19 protein-coding genes are annotated in these 24,901 nt (G+C 65.8%); 8 read left to right on the forward strand and 11 right to left on the reverse strand.

All coding sequences use genetic code 11. The features are described from left to right. Nucleotides 1-2: 2 nt before the first annotated feature. The 3 genes from ACP15H_RS14335 to ACP15H_RS14345 all read left to right on the forward strand — a co-directional run bounded on the left by ACP15H_RS14335 (nucleotide 3) and on the right by ACP15H_RS14345 (nucleotide 4,686). Nucleotides 3-239 (forward strand): BolA family protein, encoded by a 237-nt coding sequence (locus ACP15H_RS14335; RefSeq protein WP_425066855.1) that lies wholly within the window; start codon nucleotides 3-5, stop codon nucleotides 237-239. A 55-nt stretch (nucleotides 240-294) separates the two neighbouring features. Continuing rightward, nucleotides 295-636, forward strand: a complete 342-nt coding sequence (grxD, locus tag ACP15H_RS14340; protein ID WP_425066856.1) for a Grx4 family monothiol glutaredoxin — start codon at nucleotides 295-297, stop codon at nucleotides 634-636. A gap of 246 nt (nucleotides 637-882) precedes the next feature. Further along, nucleotides 883-4,686: a Calx-beta domain-containing protein gene (locus ACP15H_RS14345; RefSeq protein ID WP_425066857.1), complete on the forward strand. Its 3,804-nt coding sequence runs from the start codon at nucleotides 883-885 to the stop codon at nucleotides 4,684-4,686. A gap of 91 nt (nucleotides 4,687-4,777) precedes the next feature. On the opposite strand, the gene ACP15H_RS14350 is transcribed toward ACP15H_RS14345, so the two are convergent. Further along, nucleotides 4,778-5,536, reverse strand: a complete 759-nt coding sequence (locus ACP15H_RS14350; protein ID WP_425066858.1) for a DODA-type extradiol aromatic ring-opening family dioxygenase — start codon at nucleotides 5,534-5,536, stop codon at nucleotides 4,778-4,780. A 79-nt stretch (nucleotides 5,537-5,615) separates the two neighbouring features. Here ACP15H_RS14350 and ACP15H_RS14355 point away from each other — a divergent pair, with 79 nt between their 5' ends. After that, complete coding sequence (locus ACP15H_RS14355; RefSeq protein WP_425066859.1) at nucleotides 5,616-7,202, forward strand: ABC transporter substrate-binding protein; 1,587 nt, start codon at nucleotides 5,616-5,618, stop codon at nucleotides 7,200-7,202. A 254-nt stretch (nucleotides 7,203-7,456) separates the two neighbouring features. Then, nucleotides 7,457-8,986 (forward strand): ABC transporter substrate-binding protein, encoded by a 1,530-nt coding sequence (locus ACP15H_RS14360; protein ID WP_425066860.1) that lies wholly within the window; start codon nucleotides 7,457-7,459, stop codon nucleotides 8,984-8,986. Nucleotides 8,987-9,100: 114 nt separating this feature from the next. Here ACP15H_RS14360 and ACP15H_RS14365 read toward each other — a convergent pair whose 3' ends face one another. Continuing rightward, the gene (locus ACP15H_RS14365; protein WP_425066861.1) at nucleotides 9,101-10,048 is read right to left on the reverse strand and encodes a LysR substrate-binding domain-containing protein; all 948 of its coding nucleotides are present in this window, start codon (nucleotides 10,046-10,048) and stop codon (nucleotides 9,101-9,103) included. Nucleotides 10,049-10,152: 104 nt separating this feature from the next. Between ACP15H_RS14365 and ACP15H_RS14370 the strand changes: the two genes are divergently transcribed. Further along, nucleotides 10,153-11,814, forward strand: a complete 1,662-nt coding sequence (locus ACP15H_RS14370; protein ID WP_425066862.1) for a rhodanese-like domain-containing protein — start codon at nucleotides 10,153-10,155, stop codon at nucleotides 11,812-11,814. Between the two features lie 35 nt (nucleotides 11,815-11,849). Further along, on the forward strand, nucleotides 11,850-12,836 hold the full coding sequence (locus ACP15H_RS14375; RefSeq protein ID WP_425066863.1) for a tripartite tricarboxylate transporter substrate binding protein: 987 nt from the start codon (nucleotides 11,850-11,852) through the stop codon (nucleotides 12,834-12,836). Between the two features lie 67 nt (nucleotides 12,837-12,903). On the opposite strand, the gene ACP15H_RS14380 is transcribed toward ACP15H_RS14375, so the two are convergent. Beyond that, a complete protein-coding gene (locus ACP15H_RS14380; protein ID WP_425066864.1) occupies nucleotides 12,904-13,488 on the reverse strand; it encodes a flavodoxin family protein in 585 nt (194 codons plus the stop codon). A gap of 146 nt (nucleotides 13,489-13,634) precedes the next feature. On the opposite strand from ACP15H_RS14380, the gene ACP15H_RS14385 reads away from it, so the two are divergent. After that, a complete protein-coding gene (locus ACP15H_RS14385; protein WP_425066865.1) occupies nucleotides 13,635-14,057 on the forward strand; it encodes a winged helix-turn-helix transcriptional regulator in 423 nt (140 codons plus the stop codon). Between the two features lie 3 nt (nucleotides 14,058-14,060). Here the strand turns inward: ACP15H_RS14385 and ACP15H_RS14390 are convergent, their stop codons facing one another. The 8 genes from ACP15H_RS14390 to ACP15H_RS14425 all read right to left on the reverse strand — a co-directional run bounded on the left by ACP15H_RS14390 (nucleotide 14,061) and on the right by ACP15H_RS14425 (nucleotide 24,881). Continuing rightward, complete coding sequence (locus tag ACP15H_RS14390; RefSeq protein ID WP_425066866.1) at nucleotides 14,061-14,672, reverse strand: 2OG-Fe(II) oxygenase; 612 nt, start codon at nucleotides 14,670-14,672, stop codon at nucleotides 14,061-14,063. Between the two features lie 244 nt (nucleotides 14,673-14,916). Then, nucleotides 14,917-16,482, reverse strand: a complete 1,566-nt coding sequence (locus tag ACP15H_RS14395; protein ID WP_425066867.1) for an ABC transporter substrate-binding protein — start codon at nucleotides 16,480-16,482, stop codon at nucleotides 14,917-14,919. 538 nt (nucleotides 16,483-17,020) lie between these two features. Continuing rightward, on the reverse strand, nucleotides 17,021-18,193 hold the full coding sequence (locus ACP15H_RS14400) for an IS110 family transposase (protein ID WP_425064641.1): 1,173 nt from the start codon (nucleotides 18,191-18,193) through the stop codon (nucleotides 17,021-17,023). 197 nt (nucleotides 18,194-18,390) lie between these two features. Further along, on the reverse strand, nucleotides 18,391-19,437 hold the full coding sequence (locus ACP15H_RS14405; RefSeq protein ID WP_425066868.1) for an amidohydrolase family protein: 1,047 nt from the start codon (nucleotides 19,435-19,437) through the stop codon (nucleotides 18,391-18,393). Between the two features lie 24 nt (nucleotides 19,438-19,461). Continuing rightward, nucleotides 19,462-19,866, reverse strand: coding sequence for an AtzH-like domain-containing protein (locus tag ACP15H_RS14410; RefSeq protein WP_425066869.1), 405 nt, complete (start codon nucleotides 19,864-19,866; stop codon nucleotides 19,462-19,464). 2 nt (nucleotides 19,867-19,868) lie between these two features. Then, nucleotides 19,869-20,414, reverse strand: a complete 546-nt coding sequence (locus tag ACP15H_RS14415) for a sugar O-acetyltransferase (RefSeq protein WP_425066870.1) — start codon at nucleotides 20,412-20,414, stop codon at nucleotides 19,869-19,871. Between the two features lie 24 nt (nucleotides 20,415-20,438). Further along, on the reverse strand, nucleotides 20,439-21,620 hold the full coding sequence (locus ACP15H_RS14420; protein ID WP_425066871.1) for an amidase: 1,182 nt from the start codon (nucleotides 21,618-21,620) through the stop codon (nucleotides 20,439-20,441). A gap of 132 nt (nucleotides 21,621-21,752) precedes the next feature. After that, a complete protein-coding gene (locus tag ACP15H_RS14425; RefSeq protein ID WP_425066872.1) occupies nucleotides 21,753-24,881 on the reverse strand; it encodes an efflux RND transporter permease subunit in 3,129 nt (1,042 codons plus the stop codon). Between the last annotated feature and the right edge of the window lie 20 nt (nucleotides 24,882-24,901).

Here is a 24,901-nt window from a genome sequence, read left to right on the forward strand (position 1 = left end):
TCATGCCTATGCAAGCTGACGACATCATTCGCCTGATCAAGGACGGTATTCCGGGTGCCGAGGTCGAGATTCAGGACCTCGCCGGGGACGGCGATCACTACGCTGCAACAGTGATTTCGGCAGCTTTTGCCGGCAAGTCGAAGATCCAGCAGCACCAGATGGTCTACGGCGCCCTGGGTGGCCGCATGGGGGGCGTTCTCCACGCGCTCAAGCTGACCACCATGGCGCAAAGGCCCTGAACGCCCTATATTCAGTCACCCCCGCGCCCCCGGCGGCGCTCCACGGAGATCGATCATGAGCGAACCCCAGGTGTTCGAGCGTATCCGCGACGAGATCGGCAAGAACGACGTTCTGCTGTTCATGAAGGGCACGCCCGTGTTTCCCCAGTGCGGCTTCTCGGCCGCGGTGGTCGATGTGCTGAGCCAGCTCGGCGTGAAGTTCCACGGCATCAACATCCTCGTCGACCCTGACCTGCGCCAGGGCATCAAGGAATTCAGCCAGTGGCCGACGATCCCCCAGCTCTACGTCAAGGGCGAGTTCATCGGCGGTTGCGACATCATCCGCGAGATGTTCGAGACCGGCGAACTCGAGCAGGTCTTCAAGGAAAAGGGCGTGGCGCTGGCCGAAGCCGCGTAAACGGCCCGACCTTCCTGATTACGACCCGAACGGGAGCGCAAAAGCGCTCCCGTTTTTCGTTGGTGTGCGCGGTTGAATCTTTCGGCAACGCCATGACGCGCCCCGCTGCCGGCGAGGGCCCAACGCACGAGCGACCACCCCCCTTCGACAGCAGCGACATCGAACGGTTATGATTTTCGCGTACGGCCTGTGGATATCGGCGGTATCGCGCGGTCGGTACGCGAGTTGAGTTCGGGGGAGCAAGGCATGTCGAACGGGACTTTCACGCAGTTTCTGGACGCACTCAGGGCGTTTGAATCGGGTGTCGACTACGATCGCTATCTCTCGGGACAGATCACCGAAGGGCAGATCCGGAGCTGGGTGGGCGATGCCAACTGGGAAGCCTATCAGGCCGGCCAGCTCTCCTGGCATGACATGCAGTACACCTCCGTGAATGCGCTGGGCTTCGTCGGCTATCAGTTCGGCGAGGCGCTGCTCATCGACCTCGGCTACTATCAGGGCAATACCGGCAACCAGTGGACCGGGCACTTCACCGGCAAGAACGGCGTCGACAGTTTCGCCACGCTGAAGACCGACATCCAGGAAGCCATCATCCTCGATGCCTTCGGCTACAACCTCAACGTCATCGAGAGCGGGCTCGAGGCCAAGGGCACCAGCCTCGACGCGCTGATCGGTACCCAGCGCACCTATGTCGACACCAACGGGCAGAGCGTGACCGTCACGCTCACCCTCACCGGCATTCTCGCCGCCGCCCATCTGCGCGGGGCCTGGGGCACGCTGGACCTTCTCAACAATGGCAGTGCCTCGGCCGACGAATACGGCACCTCCATCCTCAAATATATCCAGCAGTTCGGGGCCTACGATACGCCGAGCTATTCGACCCTGATCGCCGCCCATGAGTCGGCCAAGACACTGGCCCTTGCGGAGGAGCTCTGGCACGACGATTTCAACAATGACGGCACCGTCGCCGACTATGCGGGCTGGGACGGCACCCAGGCGGACGGCGGCTCCACCGGCGGACAGACCGGTGGCGGCGGAGGAACAGGGGGTGATGGCGTAGGAACCGTGACCACCATCAACTGGACATGGGGCGTCAATACCGTCCTCGCCTTCGACCCCGCCCTCGACGTGCTCGATTTCGGCTGGTTCCAGAAGGACAATTTCTCCATCGCCGAGGTCGGCGGCTCGGTCGTCATCACCATCACCGGCAACGACCAGACCTACACGCTCGATGGCGTGACGCTGGCCGAACTGAGCATGGACAATATCCGCGCGAAGGACGCGAGCGTGATCGAGAAATGGGACGCGGCGCTGGACACCGCCGAGCCGGCGGTGCCCAGCCTGTCGGTTGCCGACGTGTCGGTGAAAGAAGGCAACTCCGGCGTCAAGCTCATGACCTTCACCGTGATCCTGTCCGCGGCGGCCGCCGGTCCGGTCACGGTCGCCTATTCGACGGCCGACGGCACCGCCACGTCCGGCAGCGACTATGTTGCCGCGAGCGGCACCCTCGCCTTCGCGGCGGGCGAAACGTCGAAGACCATCGATGTGAAGGTCAAGAGCGACAAGGTGGCGGAGAGTAACGAGACCTTGACCATCCACCTCGCCAATGCCGATGGCGCGACCATCGCCGACGGCTCGGCAACCGGCACCGTCATCAACGACGATGCGGCAGCCACGTTGCCCGCGCTCTCGGTGGGCGACGTCTCGATGCGCGAGGGGGATTCGGGCACCGCCGAGCTGATGTTCATCGTCACGCTCGACAAGGCGGCAACCGGTCCCGTGAGCGTTAACTACGCCACCGCCGACGGTACGGCGACCGCGGGTTCCGACTATGCCGCCCTCACCGGAACGTTGACCTTCGCGGCCGGCGAGACCTCCAAGATGGTGCATGTGGTCGTCAACGGCGACACTGCGGTGGAGGCCGCTGAAACCTTCTCGCTCACCCTCTCCGGTGCCACCGGCGCGACCATCGCCGACGCCACGGCGGTGGGACAGATCACCGACGACGACACGAAGCAGGATCCGGGCAACGGCACCGGCAAAGTCTGGCTCATCAACTCGGTGAGCGGCGCCGATATCGTCGGCTTCGACCCGGCGGTGGACAAGATCGACCTCGGCAACGCCAACATCCATTCTTTCATTGTCATCGACACGCCCCAGGGCTTCGGCTTCATGAGCCCGTGGAGCGGCGAGACGGTGATCGTGCAGGGTGTCCGCCTCGCCGACCTGTCGGTGGAGAATTTCGAATTCATCGACAACAATCACTTGCGCGAGGCGCTGAGCGGCGCGCTCGCGTGGGAAAACGGCCCGGTGCTCGCCGCCGACACCGTCTATATGCGCTCCCATGAAGTGGGGCAGGTGGACCGGGTCGCCTTCGATCCCGCCACCGACGTGGTGAGCTTTAAGTTCTATGGCAGCCGCGAAAACCTCTCGATGACCGACAGCAGCGAAGGCGTGGTCATCGCGGATCTCAGCACGGGCCAGAAGCTCATCCTGCTCGGGGTCACCCGGGCCGGCCTCTCCTCGAGCAACTTCGAATTCACCTTCACCCAGGTCCGCGAGGACGACCTGTCCGCCAAGATCGGCATGGGGCAGGCCTCCGACGCCGAGATCGTCGACTTCAATCTGCCGATCGCCGGCGGAGGCACGGTGGCGGGCGCGTCGGGGGCGACCGACGGCGCGAGCGGAAACGAGGGTGGTGCGCTTCCCGCGCTCTCGATCGCCGACCTCTCGGTGGCGGAAGGCAATGGCGAGCATGCCCATTTCATGTTCGTGGTGACGCTCGACCACGCAGCCACGACCCCCGTGACGGTCGCCTATTCCACCACAAACGGCACCGCCAAGGCTGGCAAGGACTACGTCGCCTCCAGCGGCACCGTCACCTTCGCCGCCGGCGAGACCTCCAAGACGGTCCATGTCGACATCAAGGGCGACGTGCTGGCCGAGGCCAACGAGACGTTCAAGATCAACCTCTCCAGCCCCACCGGCGCCACGATCGCCGACGGCACCGCAACAGGCACCATCATCGACGACGACCGCCCCCCGACCCTCTCGATCGCCGACCTCGCGGTGACGGAAGGCAACGGGGACCATGCCCATTTCATGTTCGTGGTGACGCTCGACAGGGCCGCCGACGGCCCGGTGACCGTGGCCTATTCCACCGCAAACGGCACGGCCAAGGCCGGCAAGGACTACGTCGCCTCCAGCGGCACCGTCACCTTCGCCGCCGGCGAGACCTCCAAGACGGTCCATGTCGACATCAAGGGCGACGTGCTGGCCGAGGCCAACGAGACCTTCAAGGTCAAGCTCTCCAACCCCGACGGCGCCACGATCGCCGACGGAACGGCCATCGGCACCATCATCGACGACGACGGCGCCCCGGCCCTGCCGGCGCTCTCCATCGCCGACCTCTCGGTGGCGGAAGGCAATGGCGATGATGCCCATTTCATGTTTGTGGTGACGCTCGACAAGGCAGCCACGGGCCCCGTGACAGTGGCCTATTCCACTGCGAACGACACGGCGACCGCCGGCTCGGACTATGTAGCCTCCAACGGCACTCTCACCTTCGCGGCGGGCGAAACCTCGAAGACGGTGCATGTGGATATCAGCGGTGACACCGTGTTCGAGGGGAACGAGACCTTTGCCGTCACGCTCTCCAATGCCAGCGGCGCCACCATCGCCGATGCGACCGCCGTCGGCACCATCGTCAATGACGACAGCGAGCCGGACCAGGGCCACGTGGGCAATGGCAAGGCCGATACATTCGCGATCACCTGGGCCTGGGGCACCAACACGGCGATCGACTTCGACACCGCCCTCGATACGCTCGACTTCAACTGGATGGCCAAGGACAGTTTCTCCATCGCCGAGGTCAACGGCTCGACCGTCATCACCATCGAGGGCAACAATCAGACCTACAAGCTGACCGACGTCTCGCTGGCGGAACTCTCTTCGGCCAATATCGCGGCCAAGGATGCCAGCACGGTCTCGCAATGGGCGACGACCCTGGACGCCGCGCATGCGGCGCACCACTACGAGCTCATGATCTGAAGGCCGAGCGAAGCTCGGCCTTCAAGCGTCAGGACATCGCTTTGCGATGTCCTGGAGCGGGGATGAAGGTGATTCTACTCCGGCCGAGACTCTACCCGAATGCGTAGGCGGCCATCGACAGGTTCCCCAACGTGAAGCTGCGATGAAGCGCCCGACCCTGCGCCCCCTCGCCGGCCGCGCCGAACGCGACATGCAATGGCAGGAAGTGCTCGTCGGTCGGATGGGCTTCGCGGGCGTACGGCGCGCGGGCGCGGTAGTCGGCGAGCGCCGCCTCGTCGCCCTTCTCCAGCGTGTCGGCCAGCCAGTCGTCGAAGGCCTGCGCCCAGGGCTCGGGCTCCGAGGCGTCCTCGCTGCGCACCAGGGCGCGTAGATTGTGGATAGCGCTGCCGCTGCCCATGACCAGCACGCCCTCTTCACGCAACGCAGCGAGCTTCCGGCCGAGCGCGATATGGTGCGCGGGGCCGAGCGCCGGTTGCACCGAGAGCTGGAAGATCGGGATGTCGGCCTCGGGCCAGGCGAGCATCGCCGGCACCCAGGCGCCATGATCAAGGCCGCGATGATGATCGTGCGCGGCGCCTGTCAGCTTCGCGACTTTCTCGGCGAGCGCCGGCGCGCCGGGCGCCTCATAGCGCAGCTTGTAGAGCCCTTCTGGGAAGCCGTAGAAATCATGGATCGTATCGGGCTTGCGGACGATCGACACGGCCGGCACGTCGGTGTCCCAGTGCGCCGACACCGCCACGATGGCGGTCGGGCGCGGAATTTGCTCGCTCAGCCCGGCCAGGAAGGTCCGCGCCGGCGCGTCGCTCAGGATGAGCGTCGGCGCTCCATGCGACACAAAGATCGAAGGCATCGACATGTCTTTATTCCTCTGGGGCCGCGTGGCAGCCTGTGTGCAATTGGCTCAAGTCTATCATGGGAAAGGGTACTGAATGTTGGGATTGCGCAGACGGGTCGCGCTGGCGGCTTCCCTCGGGCTGGCGGCGGCCATGGCCGCGGCTTCCGTGCCGGCGGCGGCCCAGACGACGCTGAGGATGGTGTCGCACGCGGACATCAAGATCCTCGACCCGATCTGGACCACGGCGCTGATCACCCGCAATCACGGCTACATGATCTACGACGTCCTGTTCGCCAAGGACGCCGACCTCAAGACCCAGCCGCAGATGGCGGAAAAGTACACCGTCTCGGACGACAAGCTCACCTGGACTATCACCTTGCGTGACGGCCTCGAATGGAGCGACGGCACCCCCGTCACGTCCGAGGATTGCATCGCCTCGATCAAGCGCTGGGGCGCCCGCGACGGCTTCGGCCAGCTCCTCCTGAAGGCGACCAAGGAGATCAAGGCGATCGACGCCAAGACTTTCGCGTTCGAGCTGAAGGAACCGTTCGGCCTCGTCGTCGACGCGCTCGGCAAGCCCTCGTCGAACGTACCGTTCATGATGCCCAAGCGCGTCGCCGAAACCGATCCCAACAAGCAGATCGAGGACTATACCGGCTCCGGCCCCTTCGTCTTCAAGAAGGAGGAATGGAAGCCCGGCGAGAAGATCGTTTACGTCAAGAACACCAAATACAAGCCGCGCGCCGAGCCGCCCTCGATGCTGGCGGGCGGCAAGGTGGCCAAGGTCGACAGGGTCGAATGGCTGGCCATCACCGATCCCAGCACGGCGGTGAACGCCCTGCTGGCCGGCGAGATCGACCTGATCGAATCGCCGGTGCCCGACCTCTTCCCGATGCTGAAGGCCGACAAGAACATCGCGCTGTTCGGCTGGAACGCGCTCGGAAGCCAGATCATCATGCGCTTCAACACGCTTCACCCGCCCTTCAACAACGTGAAGGCGCGCCAGGCGGCGATGTGGGCCCTCGCCCAGGAAGACATGCTGCGCGCCCAGGTCGGCGATCCGGAAATCTACAAGGTCTGCAACGCGCCGTTCGTCTGCGGCACGACCTACGGCAAGGAATACGGCGACCTGCTGATCAAGCCCGACCTCGAGAAGGCGCGCCGGCTCCTGAAGGAGAGCGGCTATGACGGCACGCCGGTCGCGATGCTCCAGCAGACCGACCTGCAATCCTCGAACCAGGTGCAGGCCGTCGCCAAGCAGCAGCTCGAGAAGGCTGGCTTCAAGATCGACCTTCTGGCGATGGACTGGCAGACCGTGGTCGCCCGCCGCGCGCGCAAGGAACCGCCGGCGCAGGGCGGCTGGAACATCTTCTTCACCACCAACATCACGCTCGATCTCGACAATCCGGGCGTCAACTCCTACGCCGCCGGCACCTGCGAGAAGGCGTGGTTCGGCTGGCCCTGCGATCCCGAGATCGAGGTCCTGCGGGCCGCCTTCATCAAGGAGAGCGACCCGGCCAAGCGCAAGGAGCTGGGCATCGCCATCTCCGATCGCCTGATGGACCAGGGCTTCTACGCTCCGGTCGGCCAGTACAAGGCCTTCGGCGCCTACCGCAAGGACCGCCTGAGCGGCTGGCTCGCCGGCCCGGTTCCGGTGCTCTGGAACATCAGCAAGAAATGACCGCATAGCGTCGTCCCATTATCGAAAGGGGGACCTTCGCCAGGCCGGCGAAGGTCCCCTTGTCGTTTGTGCAGGACGGCGATCGATCAGCCTCCGCGCGCGGTTCGTCGTGTCAGAGGCGCCATCGGCATCGACATTGCTTTATTCCTCGTCGAGCTCGTGGCAGCTTGTGTGAAGTTAGGGTGTTGTAGAAGGGTAAAGAGTAAATCATGCACGTTATGTGGAGATTGCGACAGGTTGCAGCCTGTCTCGCCTTGTCGACGGCGGTTGCGGCAGCGGCGGCCCCGGTGTCGGCGCAGACCCTGAAGATGGTCGCCCATTCAGATCTGAAGGTCCTGGACCCGATCTGGACGAGCGCCTTCATCACCCGAAACCACGGCTACATGATTTACGACACGCTGTTCGCCCAGGATGCGGACCTGCGCATCCAGCCGCAGATGGTCGACAAGTACGAGGCCTCGGACGACAAGCTGACCTGGACCTTCACCCTGCGCGATGGTCTGGAATGGCACGACGGCCAGCCGGTCACCGCCGAGGACTGCGTCGCGTCGATCAAGCGCTGGGCCGCCCGCGACCCCATCGGCCAGCAGATGACGGCCGCCCTCGCCACGCTGAAGGTTGTCGACGCCAAGACCTTCCAGATCGTGCTCAAGGAGCCGTTCGGCCTCGTTCTCGAGGCCCTGGGCAAGCCCTCTACCTTCATGATGCCCAAGAAGGTCGCCGAGACCGACCCGTTCAAGCAGATCGACGATTACACCGGCTCCGGCCCGTTCATCTTCAAGAAAGACGAATGGAAGCCCGGCGAGAAGGTCGTCTATATCAAGAACACCAAGTATAAACCGCGCGCCGAGCCGCCCTCGATGCTGGCCGGCGGCAAGGTGGTGAAGGTCGACCGTGTCGAATGGCTGGCGATCTCCGACCCGAGTACGGCGGTCAATGCCCTCGCGCAGGGCGAGATCGACCTGATCGAACTTCCGGTGCCCGATCTCTTCCCGCTGCTGAAGGCCGACAAGAACATCGAGCTCTACGGCTGGAACGCGCAGGGCAGCCAGATCATCATGCGCCTCAACCACCTCCACCCGCCGTTCAACAACCTGAAGGCCCGGCAGGCGGCGATGTATGCGATCGCTCAGGAGGATTTCCTGCGCGCGCAGATCGGCGACCCCGAGATCTACCGGGTCTGCAACGCGCCGCTGGTGTGCGGCTCGCCCTACGAGAAGAGCTACGGCAACCTGCTGATCAAGCCCGACCTCGAGAAGGCGCGCCAGCTCCTCAAGGAGAGTGGCTATGACGGGACACCGGTCGTCATGATGCACGCGACCGACCTGCTCTCGGCCAACCAGCTTCCGCCGGTCGGCAAGCAGGCGCTCGAGAAGGTCGGTTTCAAGGTCGACCTGCAGTCGATGGACTGGCAGACGGTCGTGACCCGCCGCGCCAAGAAGGATCCGCCGGCGCAGGGCGGCTGGAACATCTTCTACACGACGACCGTCGCGGTCGGGACCGAAAGCCCGGCCGGCAATTCCTTCACCAGCGGCGGCTGCGAGAAGGCCTGGTTCGGCTGGCCGTGCGATCCCGAGATGGAGAAGCTTCGCTCGTCCTACGCCAGGGAAGTCGACCCTGCAAAGCGGAAGGAGGTCGCCATGGCCGTCTCGGACCGGGTGATGGATCAGGCCACCTACATCGTGCTCGGCCAATACAAGGCCTTCGGCGCCTACCGCAAGGACCGCATCAGCGGCTGGCTGCCCGGCCCCGTGCCGGTGATGTGGAACATCACCAAGAAGTAGCGCCGCGAAGCCGACGGTCCCTCGTCGAGGGGCCGCATCGCCATCCGAACGGGGACCTCGCCGCAAGGCGACGGTCCCCGGTTTCGTATCGGAATACGAGCCGGGACGAGCTCGTCAGCGCACGGCGCGGCGCGCACTCCGATGCGGAGCCGACATGGTGGCGGGGTCCGGGAACTCCGCCGCGACCGCCCGCGCGACGGCGGCGAAGGCTTCCGCCGCCGGCGACAAGGTGAACTGCGAGCGCGTGAGCAGGCCGATGTCGCGCCAGGCACGGGGCTGCTCCACCGCCCGGGCGACCGCCCCGCCCAGGTCCATGCTGCGCAGCGCCAGGCTCGGCAGCACGGCATAGCCCAGGCCTGCCCGCACCAGACCGACGGCGGTGGTGAGCGAATCGAGGACGTAGGTCGGCTCGATGTCGACACCGACCGACGCGGCCGCGCGATCGGCATGGACGCGAACGCTCGACTGGTTGGTCACCAGGATGGAATTGAAGCGCGCCAGCGCCTTCCAGGTCACGGTCGGGCGCTCGGCGAGCGGATGCTGTCGGTGCAGGAGCGCCACCAGGCAGTCGCGCGTCAGCGGCTCGAAGGCGAGTTGCTCGTCCGGCTGCAGCAACAGGCCAAGGCCGATCTCCGCCTGACCGCTGCGCACCTGCTCGGCAAAGCCCACCGCCTGAGCCTCGTGGAACACCAGCTTGATCCCGGGATAGGCCTCAGCGAAGCGTGACAGGGTGGGCGGCAGCAGACTGCAGCCCACCGAGGGTACGAAGGCGAGAGTGAGCGTGCCCTGGCGCGCCTCGCGGAAATCCTCGGCGCGGCGGCAGGTCTCCTCGAGTTGCTGGAGCGTACGCTGGGCACTCTGCAGGATCTCGCGGCCGGCCTCGGTGAGTTCGACCCGCCGCGTCGTGCGCCGGAACAGCGCCATGCCCACTTCGTCCTCGAGTTGGCGGATCAGCAGCGAGTAGCCGGGCTGGGTGATACCCATGCGAGCCGCCGCCTCGGAGAACGATGCGAACTGCGCCCCGAGGGTAAAGGCGCGCAATTGCCGGACGGTCAAATTCATACCAATTCCAAATCAGTTCATATCATCTTTATATTTTCCTTATCCATCGGCGGCGATCAGGATTTGCACCGATCCCTTTCCTTCCAAGATTGGTTTGCCGCGCGATGAACACCGTCAACGACCCCGCCCCGAAGGCCGCCTCGTCCTGGCCGCGTCTTGACGCCGCCCGCGTCCATGCGCTGCTGAGCGAGAGTGCGGAATTCGCCTTCCTGGACGTGCGCGAGGAAGGGCTGTTCAACTCCGGCCATCCGCTGACGATCGTGTCGATGCCCTTCAGCCATCTGGAAACCCGGATGGCGGCCCTCGTCCCGAGGCGCGCGACCCGCATCATCCTGATGGACCAGAGCGACGACGGTCTGGCCGAGCGCGCCGCCCGGCGCCTCGCGGGCTGGGGCTATACCGACATCTCCATCATGACGGACGGGCTGGAAGGCTGGCGCAAGGCGGGCCTCGAAGTGTTCGCCGGCATCTACGTGCCCAGCAAGGCGTTCGGCGAATTCGTCGAGCATCGCTACGACACGCCGGCCATCGATGCCCAGGAACTGCGCCGCTGGATCGACCAGGGCAAGGACATGCTGATCCTGGACAGCCGGCCTTACTCGGAGTTCCACAATTACAGCCTGCCCGGCGGCATCGATTGTCCCGGTGCCGAGCTGGTGCACCGCGTGTTCGATCTGATCGAGCGGGAGGACACCACCATCGTGGTGAATTGCGCCGGCCGCACGCGCGGCATCATCGGTGCGCAGTCGCTGATCAATGCCGGACTGAAGAACCCGGTGGTCTGCGTGCGCAATGGCACGGCGGGCTGGCATCTCAGCGGCGAGACCATGGCCCGAGGCAGCCGCACCGTCGCGCCGCCGCCCTCGCCCAAGGGGCTGGCGGCCGCCATCGAAGCCTCGATGCGCGTGTCGAAGCGCTTCGGCGTGCGCGAGATCGATACGGCGGGCCTGCGCGACCTGCAGGCCGACCCGGCGCGCTCGCTCTACTTCTTCGACGTGCGCACCCCCGAGGAATACGAGGCAGGGCACATCGAGGATGCGCGCAGCGCGCCCGGCGGCCAGCTCATCCAGTCGACCGACCACTATGTCGGCACGCGCAACGCCCGCATCGTCCTGTGCGACGACAACGGCGTCCGCGCGCGCATGACGGCGTCGTGGCTGAACCAGCTCGGCTGGACCGAGGTGTTCGTGCTGACCGGCGGCCTGAGCGCCTGCGGCGGTGCGCTGGAGAAGGGTCCCGAGGCGGTCGAGCTCCTGCCCCCCGACGCCGCGAGCGGAGTCGAGCGGATCAACGTCCTCGAACTCCATCGCCTGCTCGCGGCCGGCGACGCGGTGGTGGTCGACCTGGCCAACAGCCTGCGCTTCCGCACCCGTCATATTCCGGGTGCCTGGTTCGCGGTACGCTCGCGGCTGGAGGACGGGCTGGCGCAGGTCGCAGCGGGTGCTCCCAAGGCGAAGCGGCTGGTCCTGACATCCGACGATGGCACGTTCGCGGCCATCGCGGCCGCCGATGCCGCGGCAGCGTCGCGCCTGCCGGTATCTGTTCTCGACGGCGGCACGGCCGCCTGGGCCGCCGCCGGCCTGCCGCTGGCCGGCGGGCTCGAGAACATGACCTCCCCGACCGACGACGTCTGGTACAGCCCCTACGACTACGACGACCTGCGCAAGTCGATGACGGACTATCTCACCTGGGAGATCGACCTCATCCAGCAGATCGAGAAGGACCAGAGCCTGCAGTTCCGTTACTTCCCGCCGGCCGCCCTCTAGGACCGGCCCCGCGCGTCGATACGAGGTCACATCGCATGAGCATCGAAGACATCAAACTGGGCCGCCGCCTCGCGCTGTCGGCGCTGGCGCTGGGACTCGCCGCGCCGCGCATCGGCTTCGCACAGGCGGGCGCCTACCCATCGCGCGCGATCAAGCTGATGGTCGGCTATCCGCCCGGCGGCGGCGCCGACATCTTGGCGCGCATCGTCGCCAACAAGCTCAGCCCGCTGATGGGCCAGCCGGTGGTCGTGGAGAACCGGTCCGGCGCCGGCTCCACCATCGCCGCCGCCAGTCTCGCGAGCGCGCCGGCCGACGGCTACACGCTGCTCCTTGCCGAGTCGGGCATCCTCGTCGGCACCGCCATCTACGACAAGGTGGCCTACGATCCGACCACGCTCACCCCGATCGCCGCATTGGGCGACCTGCCCTACTCGCTGGTGGTGAACCCGAGCTTCCCCGCCGCCAATACGCGCGAGCTCATCGACGTGCTGAAGGCCAATCCCGGCAAGTACAGCTATGCGTCCCCGGGTGTCGGAAACATCGCCCATCTCAGCGCCGAGATGTTCCAGAAGGAAGCGGGCGTCCAGATCGTCCACGTCCCCTACAAGGGTGGCACGCCGGCGCTGGCCGACCTCGTGAGCGGTCAGATCCCGATCTGCTTCGTCAGCCTGCCGCCGGCCCTGGCGCTGGCCCGCGGCGGCAAGCTGCGCCTGCTGGCCGTGACCTCGGCCAAGCGCTCGCCGGCCGCGCCCGACACGCCCACCATCAGCGAGACGCTGCCGGGCTTCAACTCGGTGGCCAGCATCTTCATGCTGGCGCCGCCTGGCACGCCCGCCGCCATCGTCGATCGGGTCAACGCCGCGCTGCGCGAGGTGATGGCGATGCCCGACGTGACGGCCGACTTCGTGGCCCAGGGCGCCACGGTCGAAACGAGCAGTCCTCAGCAGCTCTCCGCGCTGATCAGGCAGGAGCTGGCGTCGTGGAGCTCGATCGTCAAATCCGCCAACATCCGCATGGAGTGAGGCGGCCGGGAGCCACCGACCGCACCTCGCGGGCGATCGGTGGTCACCTGATGGCGCGACGGGCGGCCTAGGCTGCCCGCGCGAGCGGCTCTTGGTGCCACCTTTGCGTGGCCTCGGCGACGCGGCGACCGAGCGCCTCGAAGGTCTTGAAGTCGCTGGCGCCGATGCCCTCGACGCCCTGGTCGGCATTGGCCTGCGCCATCGCCCCGATCGATGCGCCAACCCGGTTGAGGTCGGCGCTCGACCCCTTCGAATGATTGTTGCCCGGCGGCAGGCCGAGGCCGACCCAGACCATGCCGTGCTGCACCGCGAGCGTGAGCAGCTGATAGAGCGTATTGTGCTTGTCGCCGTTCCACGAAGCCGAGACGGTAAAGCCCGCCGCGAGCTTGTTGCGCCACCTGCCCTCCATCCAGCGGCCCGACGTCCAGTCCTTGAACTTCGCGAAGTCCGCCGACACGCCGCCCATGTAGGTCGGGCTGCCGAAGACGATGGCATCGGCGGCGTCGAGCTCGGCCTCGCGGGCCTCGGCCTCGGCGACCGGAATCAGGCTGACGACGGTGCCGGCAACAGCCCGTGCGCCTGTGGCCACGGCCTCGGCGAGAGCCTGCGTATGTCCGTACCCGGAGTGATAGACGATGGCGACGTTTGTCATGATGGCTTCCAATCCTCTGATTACACTGGAGAAATTCCGTATTGGTTTCACCAGATCAGTTGCTTTCACAAAGTGACTGGAAACATCTGGGATGGCCGCTATATATTCTCCAGTAGGTACCAAATCGTAACCAAAAGGTTTTTTTCATGAGCACGTCGACCCCCGCCACCGCCGCCCAGGCCAAGGAAAGCGTCAGCTGCCCGATGGACTTCATCCTGCGCATGCTGATGGGGCCGTGGACGACCTACATCCTCTACAATCTGCGCACCCACGGGCCGCAGCGCTTCGGCGAGCTCAAGCGCCGGGTGTCGGGCATCTCGGCCAAGATGCTGACCGAGCGCCTGCGCACGCTGGAAGGTGCGGCGCTTGTGAAGCGCGACTACGAAGCGACCATCCCGCCCAAGGTCACCTATTCCCTGACCAAGCGCGGCGGCGAGTTGGACGAGGTCATGGATCGGCTGGCCGAGATCGCCATTCGCTGGGAAGCCGAGGACGCCGCCAAACGCAATGGCCGGTCGATCGAGCCGAAAGTGCCTGAGAAGGCGGCGGTGCTGCAGGCGGCCGAGTAACGGTCAGCCGCACAGCCAGATGTTCACGGCGAAGCGGCCATCGCCAAAAGCGCCCGCGGGGCACGAGACGCGCTCGACCTCGTGACGCGCCGTCGAGGGAAAGACGAGCAGACTGTCGTGCGTCGGCTCGACATCGATCGTCTGGCCGCCGCCCAGGTCGAAGAGTCGGAGTCGGCCGCCCGTGAAGCGGCGCGGCTCGCGGTGGAAGTAATAGATCATGGTGAGCCGCCGGCGGCCGCCGGGCGTGTACTGGTCGCCCGTGAAAGTGTCGGTGTGCGGCCGGTAGAAGGCGCCGTCGCCATGCGCCACCACTTCCATCTGCGTACTGTTGGGCGGCGTCTGAGGCATCTGGAAGGCCGTCTCCAGCTCCGCCTGCAGCGCCAGCGCCTTGCGCCGGAGCGGCTGGGCCAACGCACCGAGATCCTTCAGGACGGCGGATTGTCGGGTCAGCGTTTCGAGGCGGCCGCTGCCCTCATGGGCAAGTCGTGTCGGCGTGAACCGCGTTTCGGCGGCGAGCGCATGGGCCAGCAATCGCGCCGATTGGCCCTCGCCCAGCCATCCCGGGATGATCCGGTGGGGCGGAAACCGCCCTTCGAGGAATGACGGCTCCGACATCCGTCAGCTTTCGGCGCATTAGCCGATGCTGGCAAGACATTGTTTTAGAACGCTAAATCAAACGCCACTGAGAAGCCGCTTCAGGTTGTTAAAGCAGGACGTCAGAAAGGGGCCCTAACTATACAGAGCCGGATCAGCCGCTAGCGCCGGAAGTTAAGGTGAAATCTGAGCTGACTGACCAGCCCAGAGTTCACCCATCATGTTAGCGAACGCCAATCCGACTCTACTGAATCAGAGCTTCTCCCTACTTCTTCGTCACGCCCCAGAAGACGACGACCGGCGGAGGCGGATCGAGCGTTCCGATGTTCGAACGGACCGCACTGACACCAAACCATTCGCCGAGCGGCACGTGGGTCACGACCTTGATGGCGCGCTCCTGGACCGCGGTGGCGGCAGCCTTCTTTTCGGCCTCCGTCGTGGCCTGCACGTACTTGTCGCGCAGCTTCTCCAGTTCCTCGTCGCAGGGCCAGCCGTTGCGGGCCTTGTCGCAGCTCGCGATCAGGAAAGGCGTCATCAGGGGATCGAGGATGTCGACCTGCGACCAGCTCGTCGAAAAGGCGTTCCAGCCGCCTTCCGACACCGGCACCTTCTTCGCCAAGCGCACGATCACGCTCTGCCAGTCCATCGAGATCATGTCGACCTTGAAGCCGGCCTTCTCGAGCAGCGACTTGGCCACGGGGCCGAGTTGCTTGATGACGCCCAGATCGCTCGGCGCCAGCAGCGTGACCGGAGTGCCGTCGTAGCCCGCCTCGGCGAGCAGGGCCTTGGCCTTCGCGGCATTGCCTTCGACCAGCCCGGCCATGCCGGCGTCGGTCGCCAGCGGCGAGCCGCAGGTGAACATCGCCTTGCAGGTCTGATAGAAGCGCTTGTCACCGATATTGGCCTGCAGGAAGTCCTCCTGGTTGAGGGCCAGTGCGGCGGCCTGACGAACCTTCTCGTTGTTGAAGGGCGGCAGCAGCCAGTTCGGCCGGAAGGCGTACTGGTTCGAGGTGCGCCCCTTGATGATGCGTATGCCCTTGTCCTTCTCGACCAACGGCAGGTGGTCCGCGGAGACGCCTTCGAGGTAGTCGATCTCGCCGTTCAGCAGGGCGTTGACCTGGGTCTCGGCGTCCGGGATCCACACCCATTCGACCCGATCGACCTTCACCACCTTGCCGCCGGACAGGCCCGACATCGGCTCGGCGCGCGGCTTATACTTGGCGAACTTGGTGTAGACGAGCTTTTCGCCGGGCTTCCATTCGTCCTTCTTGAACACGAAGGGGCCGGAGCCGATGTACTCTTCGATCTGCTTGTACGGATCGGTCTCGGCGATGCGCTTCGGCATCATGAAGGGCACGACCACGGAGGGCTTGCCCAGCGACTCGATGACTGCGCCGAACTTCTCTTTCAGCACGATCTGGAAGGTCCTGGGATCGACGACCTTATATTCCTTCAGGGCCTGCGCCATCTTCTGGCCCATCGAATCGCGGACAGACCAGCGCTTCAGCGAGGCGATGCAGTCCTCGGCCGTCACCGGCTGGCCATCGTGCCATTCCAGCCCGTCGCGCAGCTTGAAGGTCCAGACCAGGCCGTCGTCGCTGGTGGTCCAGCTATCGACCATCTGCGGCTTCACCTGGAACTTCTCGTCCATGGCGAACAGCACGTCGTAGAGCATGTAGCCGTGATTGCGCGTGATGTAGGCACCGCTCCAGATCGGATCGAGCACCTTCACGTCGGAGTGCATGACCACCTTGAGCGTCTGCGCCGAGGCGATCGGGACGGCGGACACGGTGGCGAACGCCGCCACGGCGGAGAGTATAAAACGACGCATGAATGGCCCCCAATGAACAACGCGAGGGCCAAAATTCTAGGGCGAGTTCACAGCATATGTCAGTGCGATAGCCCCCGTTGGATGAAAAAGAAACCTCCTGCGGCGGAACGGGCCGCGCGATTCCTGACACGTTTCTTGCAAGTCGCACTCTCTTGTCGCCACCCGCACCACCTCATCCTTATATGAGCGCTGAACGGTCAAGGGGCGGGTTGGATTTTTTGTCCCTCAATCATCGGACCGTCTCGGGGATGGAAGCTTGAGAGTGCCGCGCGCGAGCGCGGCGCTGGAAGGGGTGCGTGGAGGGGCGGCCTTCGGCGCGTTGCGTTGGAAGTCTGGGCGTCTGGCCAATGCACGTTGTGTCGACGGCATCACCTTATATCCGGTCGGGCGTCGCTGCGCCCCGCACCCAAATCCCTCATGCACGGTCGAGGTCTTGCCCAGGAAACGATGAGACCCTTCTGAGACAGCGGTACCGCATGGTCCATGGATGAGGACGGTCATCATCAGCTTCCTGCGCAACACACCGGGCCGCCGCCGTTCAGCGGCCGGCCGGTGCGGCAGCTCGCAGCCTGGCGCCCTCGGGCACCAGGCCCTGGGTGAGGAAGCGCCACAGCGCCACCATCAGCTTGCGCGCCAGGGCCACAATGGCGATGCGTCTGACACGGCCTTTTTGATCGCCGACGCGGCTCGTGAACCACAGGCTCAAGGTGCTGGCGGGCTGGTAGCGCAGCCATAGCCATGAAAGCTCGATGGCCAAGGTCCGGGCGCGGGCGTTGCCGGCCTTGCTGATGCCCTGCTCGCGCGAGCTCTGGCCGCTGTCGAACGGCGTCCCGGCCAGGCCAAAATAGCCTCCGACCTGGCGCCGGTTCTGGAAGTCGCGCCAGAATACCTCGTTGACCAGCGTCTCGCCGCCGACCGGCCCGACGCTCTTCAGGCTGATCAGCTGGTTGACCTGGCTGGCCCGACTGTCCGGCGCCGCGGCGGCACGCTCCGCCGTCATCTGGCTCTCGACTTCGGCAATCTGCTCGCCGACCTGCACCAGACGGGCGTGCTCGCGCTGGATCTCGGCCGCCAGGTTGGCCGGCACGGCGCGGCCGTCGCCGGTCCGAAGCTGGGCAAGCTGCTCGAGGAAGCCTTTGCGGCGCGGATGCACGTCGCGGATCCCCTGGCCATGCAACAGACCCTTGATGCGGTTGACATGGGCGGTGCGCTCGCCGATCAGCCGGTCCCGCTCGCGCGACACCCGACGGGCGTCTTCCTGCTCGGGGGTCGGCGGATGAACCACGCTGCAGACCTTCGGCTCGCCACCCTCGTGGCGGATCAGCACCCGCATCAGACGCTCGAGGTCCAGACGGTCCGTCTTGGCCTGCCGCGCGCGCCGCGGCATCTCGATGCTCGACGGATCGAGCACCCGATTGGCGACGCCCTGCCCGGCCAGCCAACGATCGAACCAGAAGCCGTCATAGCCGGCCTCGTAGCAGCTCACCACACGCACCGGCCGGCCATGCTTCTCCGCATGGGCGCGCTTCTTCGAGATCAGCTGCCACACCGCCGCCGTATCGCCGCCAGCCACTTGGTGGCGGCTCATCTTGCTCTCGCCGGACATCACCATACCGATCAGCCACTTCGACTTGCTCAGTTCAAACGCCACGTACAACGTGGCATCCTTCTCGCCGGCGGCGGGGGTGTCTATGGGATGTGAAGACGTCATAACTTCTCCGTAGGTTCGGTTCTCGCAACTCCAAACCTACCTCTCGACCTCTCGTCGCCACATAGAATCTGAGGAGGTCGCAGCGACCGTCTCGAAGGATCGGCAATAGACGTGGTGCTCGTGCCCATGCTTCGAGACGGCTGCTTCGCAGCCTCCTCAGCATGAGGTTAGGGCTGGTCCAGCGAAACAGGAAACCTTCAGGCAGGCAGCTCGAGCCTGTAGACCCGTGCCGCCGTTCCGGAGAACAAGGCCTTCTTCTCTGACGCAGAGGCACCGGACGAGATGCGCTTGAAGGCGTTCCACAGGACGCCGTAGCCCGAGGTGATCTTGTCGACCGGGAAGTTGCTCTCGTACATGCAGCGATCGACGCCGAACAGGCCGATCGTGGTCTCGACCCACGGACGGAACGCCTCGGCCAGTTCCTGCGAGCCCGGTGGCATCGGACGGCGGTAGAAGTCGAAGAAGCCCATCGCCATGCCGAGGCCGCCGACCTTCACCACGATGTTCTGTCGCCTGGAAAGCTCGGCCATCGACTTCTTCCAGGCCGCACGCACCTCGTCGTGACGGCCGGCATACCCGGCATAGCCGAGCGGCCCGCCGACATGGTCCAGGACGATCGTCGTATTGGGGAAGGCGTCCGCCAGCTCGGCAATCTCGAGGATCTGCGGATGGTAGAGCCACGCGTCGAACGTCAGGTCGCGATTCGCCAGCTCGCGGAAGCCCTCGCGCCAGGTCAGGTCGCGGGTCTGCTCGGGTGGCGGATCGTTGCGGGAGTTGCGGATGCCTGGATCGGCATCCCAGCCGGTCTGGTGGCGGATGCCCTTGAAGCGGCCGTTGCCGGCGGCGATCTGGGCGTCGAACACGTCGCCCGCCTTTTCGCCGAGGCGCAGGTCGACATGGCCGACGATGCCGGCGCAGGCGCGCAAGTCCCCATAGAGCCCCGACGCGCTCATCGCTGCGACGCCGTTGGCGAACTCTGTCTCGCCGATGCAGCGCAGCTCGGGAGGTCCGTCCTTGCGATACATGGAATGGCAATCCACGAACACAGTGCCCACGATCCTGTGGCCGGTCCGGGTGTCGGCCAGCAGGTCGTGGAACAGATAGTCGTTGCCGGTCCGCTGCCAGAGATGGTGATGCGGATCGACGATCGGCAGGTCGGGCTCGAGCGCGGGTTCGCTCACCTTGGCCACCCAGGCGGGATCGGGGTTCATCACATTGCCAAGGCTCTCGGCGGGCTGGGCCATCGTTTCCTCCCTCGCAGGCGTTCGTTAGTGGATCGGCTCTTCGGCGATCATCGAGACGTGAGCGTGGACGACCTTCCAGCCGACGTCCGGAAAGCGCACCCAGGTCTGCGTCTGCCGGCCGGTCATCTCCCTGCCGCGCACCTTGTAGACCAGCGAGACCGTCGCCATGTCGCGGCCCAGGGTGACGATGTCGAGCCGCAGCCGCTTCTCCTTGGAGCCGGGCCCCGGCGGACGAGCCACGCGAAAGGCATGGATACGGTCGAAGCCGTAGCCGTGTTCGTGGTTGGCGAGACGGATCGTGTGCGGGCTGTTCCAGAAGGTGGCGTCGAGCACCTCCACGTTCTTGTCGATCAACGCCTGCTCGTAGCGTTCGAACAGGTCGCGCACCTCGGCCACGACTTCGGGAATATTCGGCGTCAGATCCGTCACGCTCACCTCGCTCTTGCTGGATTTCCTACGACTGTAACACCCGCCGGCACGTCGCGCGTGACGACGGCACCTGCGCCGACGATCGCCTCGTCGCCGATGGTGACGCCTGGCAGCACGATGGCGCCGCCGCCGATCCAGACGTCGGCGCCGATCTTCACCGGCCGCCCGAATTCGAGGCCGGCACGCCGCTGCGCGGGATCGCGTGGATGGTCCGCGGTGAGAATTTGGACACCGGGCCCGATCTGCGTGCGGTCGCCGATCGTGACCTGCACCACGTCTAGGATGATGCAGTTGAAGTTGAGGAACACGCCCTTGCCGAGGCTGATGTTGTAGCCGTAGTCGCAATGGAAGGGCGGCCGGATGTAGGCGCCCTCGCCCACCTCGGACAGCATCTCGCGCAGGAGCGCCGGATAATTCCTCTGCGTGGCTGCGATCGAGGCGTTGTAGCGATCCATCCACTCGGCGACACGGCGGGCGTCGGCGGCCAGCTCCTCGCCGGTCGCGACGTAGAGCTCGCCCGCCAGCATCTTCTGCTTCTCGCTCGCCAAAACGCCTCCTTATCGAAGGCGCGATCAGCCCGCGGCCTTCTCCATCGCGCGGGCGACGGCCACCAGGGTCGCATCGCTGCCGCGCGGGCCGATGATGGACAGGCCGACCGGCAGACCGTCAACCGTCGTGGCGCCGGGCAGATTGACCTGCGGAAAGCCCGCCAGCCCGCCCTGCGCGCAAAGGCAGGTGATGCGGTCGCGCAGCGGATCCAGAACCGAGAGCGGCAGACCGACCTTGGGCGCGGGAAACGGCGTCGTCGGCAGGCAGAGGATGGTGCCGGCCGGCAACAGATACTTCATGCGGCTGCGCGCTTCCTGGCGCATCAGGTTGGCCCAGACCTTGTCACCCTCGGGGATCATCGAGCCCGCGACCAGCGCCTTAGCAACCGAGAAGGCAAAGCGCGGATTGCGCTCGTCGAGCCAGCTCCTGAACGTCGCATAGGCCTCGGCAGGCTGCAGCGTGCGCTGGGCGCGCGCCCAGACCGACAGGCCCTGCGGCGCCATGATCTCCTCGCGGCTCGAACCGATGACGGCCGCCAGCTTCTTCACCATCGGCTGCAGCGCCTCCGACGTGTCGGCATCGGCGAAGCCGAAGGCGTCGACCGCGACGACGAGCTTCGAGGGCAATTCCGTCGGAATCGCCTCGCCCAGCATCACGGCGCAGACCTTCGCGAAGGTCTCGGCATCGCGGGCGAACCATCCGGTCGTATCGGAGGTCGGCGCCTGGGGCAGCATGCCGGTCACGTCGACGCGGCCATGGGTCGGGCGGATGCCGTAGAGACCGCAGAAGCTCGAGGGCACGCGCACCGAGCCGCCGGTGTCGGTGCCGAGTGCGGTATCGCAGATCCCCGCGGCCACCGCGGCCGCGGAGCCCGAGGACGAACCGCCCGGCACGCGACCAGGGGCACGGACGTTCTTCGGGGTACCGTCAAAGGCGTTCTCGCCCAGGATGCCGAGCGAGACTTCGTCGGTGATGGTCTTGCCGATCAGGGTCGCGCCGGCATCGAGCAGGGTCTGCACCGCCCAGGAATGCCTGTCGGGGATGGGACGCCCGGTGGGCCAGTCGTGGTTGCCGCCACCGGTCGCCACGCCCGCGACCGCGAAGAGGTCCTTGGCAGCGAAGGTGAGGCCCGACAGCGGCCCCCCAGCACGGCCCTCGATATGCACACGCGGTCCGGGAACAAAAGCGCCGATCTCGTCAGTCATGGAACGCTACTCGCAATCGTTGTCATCGCGGGCGGGGCAACCCCGCCCTGGAGCGCAGCGAAGGATCTCCCGCCCGCTACGCATTCTCTGGCCACCCTGTGAGGCCCTTCGCTGCACTCAGGAAGACAGCGACTATTCGGCCGGCTGGGCCGGCGGCGTCCGGCCCTTGGTGCGCCAGCGCCGGGCCCAGCCCGGGCTGAACTTCATCCCGGTGAGCTTGTCGAACCACATGTAGACGACGGGCGTGATGAACAGGGTCAGGACCTGGGACACCAGCAGGCCACCGACGACGGTGATGCCGAGCGGCTGACGGAGTTCGGCGCCGGCGCCGTGGCCCATCGCGATCGGCAGCGCACCGAGCAGGGCGCAGACCGTCGTCATCATGATCGGACGGAAGCGCAGCAGCGCGGCCTCGACGATCGCGGTTTCTGCATCCGCCCCCTGCCCGCGCCGCTCGATCGCGAAGTCGACCATCATGATGGCGTTCTTCTTCACGATGCCGATCAGCATGACCACGCCGATCAGGGCGATCACCGACAGATCCATGCCGAACAGCATCAGCGTGGCCAGCGCGCCGATGCCGGCCGACGGCAGGCCCGACAGGATGGTCAGCGGATGGATGAAATTCTCGTAGAGGATTCCCAGGATGATGTAGATCACGAGGACGGCCGCGAACAACAGCATGCCCTGATTGGCCACGGCCTGTTGGAACACCTGGGCACTGCCTTCGAAGCTCGTGGCGATGCTGGCCGGCAGCCCGACCTCGCGCGCCACCGCCTGGATGTCCTTCACCGCGTCGCCGAGCGCCACGCCGGGCGACAGGTTGAACGAGATGATGACCGATGGAAGCTGGGCGATGTGATTGACCGTCAGCGACGTCGGCTTGTCGCTGCGCTTCGCCACCGTGTCGAGCGGCACCAGGGCGCCCGTCGGCGTGCGGACCTGCATGCGGCGCAGCACCTCGTTGGTGTCGGCGTATTTCGGGTCGGCTTCGAGGATGACCTGGTAGGTGTCGTCGGGCGCGTAGATGGTCGAGACCTGGCGCGTGCCGAAGGCCGAGTAGAGCAGCAGGCGGATCTGGTCGACCGACAGGCCGAGCCGCGAGGCCGTGTCGCGGTCGACGTCGATGACGGTCGAGCGTGCCTTGACCTGCAGGTCGGAGTTCACGTCGGTGATCGACGGAATGCGCTTCATGCGCTCTTCCATCATCGGCGCGTATTCACGCAGGAGCGCCAGATTGCTGGAGCGCATGCCGAACTGGTACTGCGCGCGGCTCTGCGTGGTCGCAATATTGATCGACTGGATCGGCTGATAAAAGATGTTGATGCCGGGCACCGTCGCGGAGGCGCGGCGCAGGCGGGCAATGACTTCGAGCGCCGTCGCGGTGCGCTCGCCCTTCGGACGCAGCGTGATGAAGATGCGACCCGAGTTCACGGTACTGGCCGCGTTACCGCCGCCGACGGTCGACATGACCGAGACGACGTCGGGATCGCGCCGGATGACCTCTGCCAGCGCCCCCTGGCGGGCCACCATGGCGTCGAACGAGGCATCGTCGGGGCCGACGGTCGAACCGGTGATCTGGCCGATATCCTCCGAGGGAAAGAAGCCCTTCGGGATCGCCTGGAACAGGTAGGCGGTCAGCGCGAAGGTGCCGAGGGTGATGAGCAGCACCAGACGGGGCAGTTTGACGACGCGCCGCAGCGACCAGGAATAGCCCTCGGTGAGCTTGTTGAAGCTCCACTCGAAGAGCCGCAGAAGGGCGTTGTGCTTCTCATGATGGTCGATCGGCTTCAGGAGCCGCGAGCACAGCATCGGCGTCAAGGTCAGCGACACGATGCCGGAGATCAGGATGGCCATGCTGATGACCAGGCCGAACTCGTTGAACATGCGGCCGACCACGCCGCCCATGAACAGCACCGGGATGAACACCGCGACCAGCGACAGCGTCATCGACACGATGGTGAAGCCGACTTCCTTTGAGCCCTTGAACGCCGCATCCATCGGCTTCTCGCCCGCCTCGATGTGGCGAACGATGTTCTCCAGCATGACGATGGCATCGTCGACCACGAAGCCGACCGCGAGGGTCAGGGCCAGCAGCGAGATGTTGTCGATCGAATGCCCCCAGAGATACATGCCCGCGAACGTGCCGATGACCGAGATCGGCAGGGCGATGGCCGGGATGATCGTCGCCCGGAAGCTGCGCAGGAAGAAGTAGATGGCGATGATGACCAGGACACCGGCAAGCACCAGCGTGAACTCGACATCCTCGATCGCCTCGCGGATCGAGACCGAGCGGTCGTTCAGGATGCTGATGTCGACGCCGCTCATCATCTCGGCCTGGATGGCCGGCAGCATCGCCTTGACGCGGTCGACCACCTCGACGGTGTTGGCGTCGGGCTGGCGGTAGACCGCGAGCAGGATCGCGCGGGTGCCGTCCAGCCAGCTCGCGACCTTGTCGTTCTCGACGCTGTCGATGGCGGTCGCCACGTCGGAGAGGCGGACCGGCGCGCCGTTCTGCCAGCTCACGACGACCGGCATATAGTCGGCGGCCTTGTTGATCGGGCCGGTGGCATCGAGGATCGAACTCTGGCGCGAATCGGCAATGGCGCCGACCGGCTTGCTCGAATTGGCCGCGACGACGGCGTTCTGCAGCTCCTGCAGGGTGAGGCCCCGCACCGCGAGCTGGTCGAGATCGGCGCGCACGCGCACGGCGTATTTCTGCGTGCCGAAGATCAGCACCTGGGCGATGCCGGGCAGGGTCGAGATGCGCGGCAGGATCGCGCGATTGGCGAAGGCGTCGACGTCGGAGAGGCGCACCTGACTCGACTTCAGCGCCAGGAACATGATCGGGAAGTCGGCCGGGTTGACCTTGCGGAAGCTGGGCGGCGTCGGCAGCTCGACCGGGAGGCGACGCATGGCCGACGAGATCGCCGACTGCACGTCGAGGGCGGCACCGTCGATATTGCGGTTCAGGTCGAACTGCAGAACGATCGCGGTATTGCCGAGCGACGAGGTCGAGGTCATCGACGTCACGCCGGCGATGGTCGCGAACTGGCGCTCGAGGATCGAGGCGACGGAGGCGGCCATCGTCTCGGGGCTGGCGCCCGGGAGCTGGGCCTGGACCTGAATGGTGGGGAAGTCGACGCGCGGGACGGCGGCGACGGGAAGCTGCTTGAAGCCGAAGATGCCCGCGATGACGATCATCGCCATCAGCAGGATGGTCATCACCGGACGACGAATGCAGAGAGCCGAAAGCGACATTGTCCGCGCTCCCTAGAGGT

Origin of the sequence: Reyranella sp. (assembly GCF_965249915.1) — a bacterium.
GTDB lineage: Bacteria > Pseudomonadota > Alphaproteobacteria > Reyranellales > Reyranellaceae > Reyranella.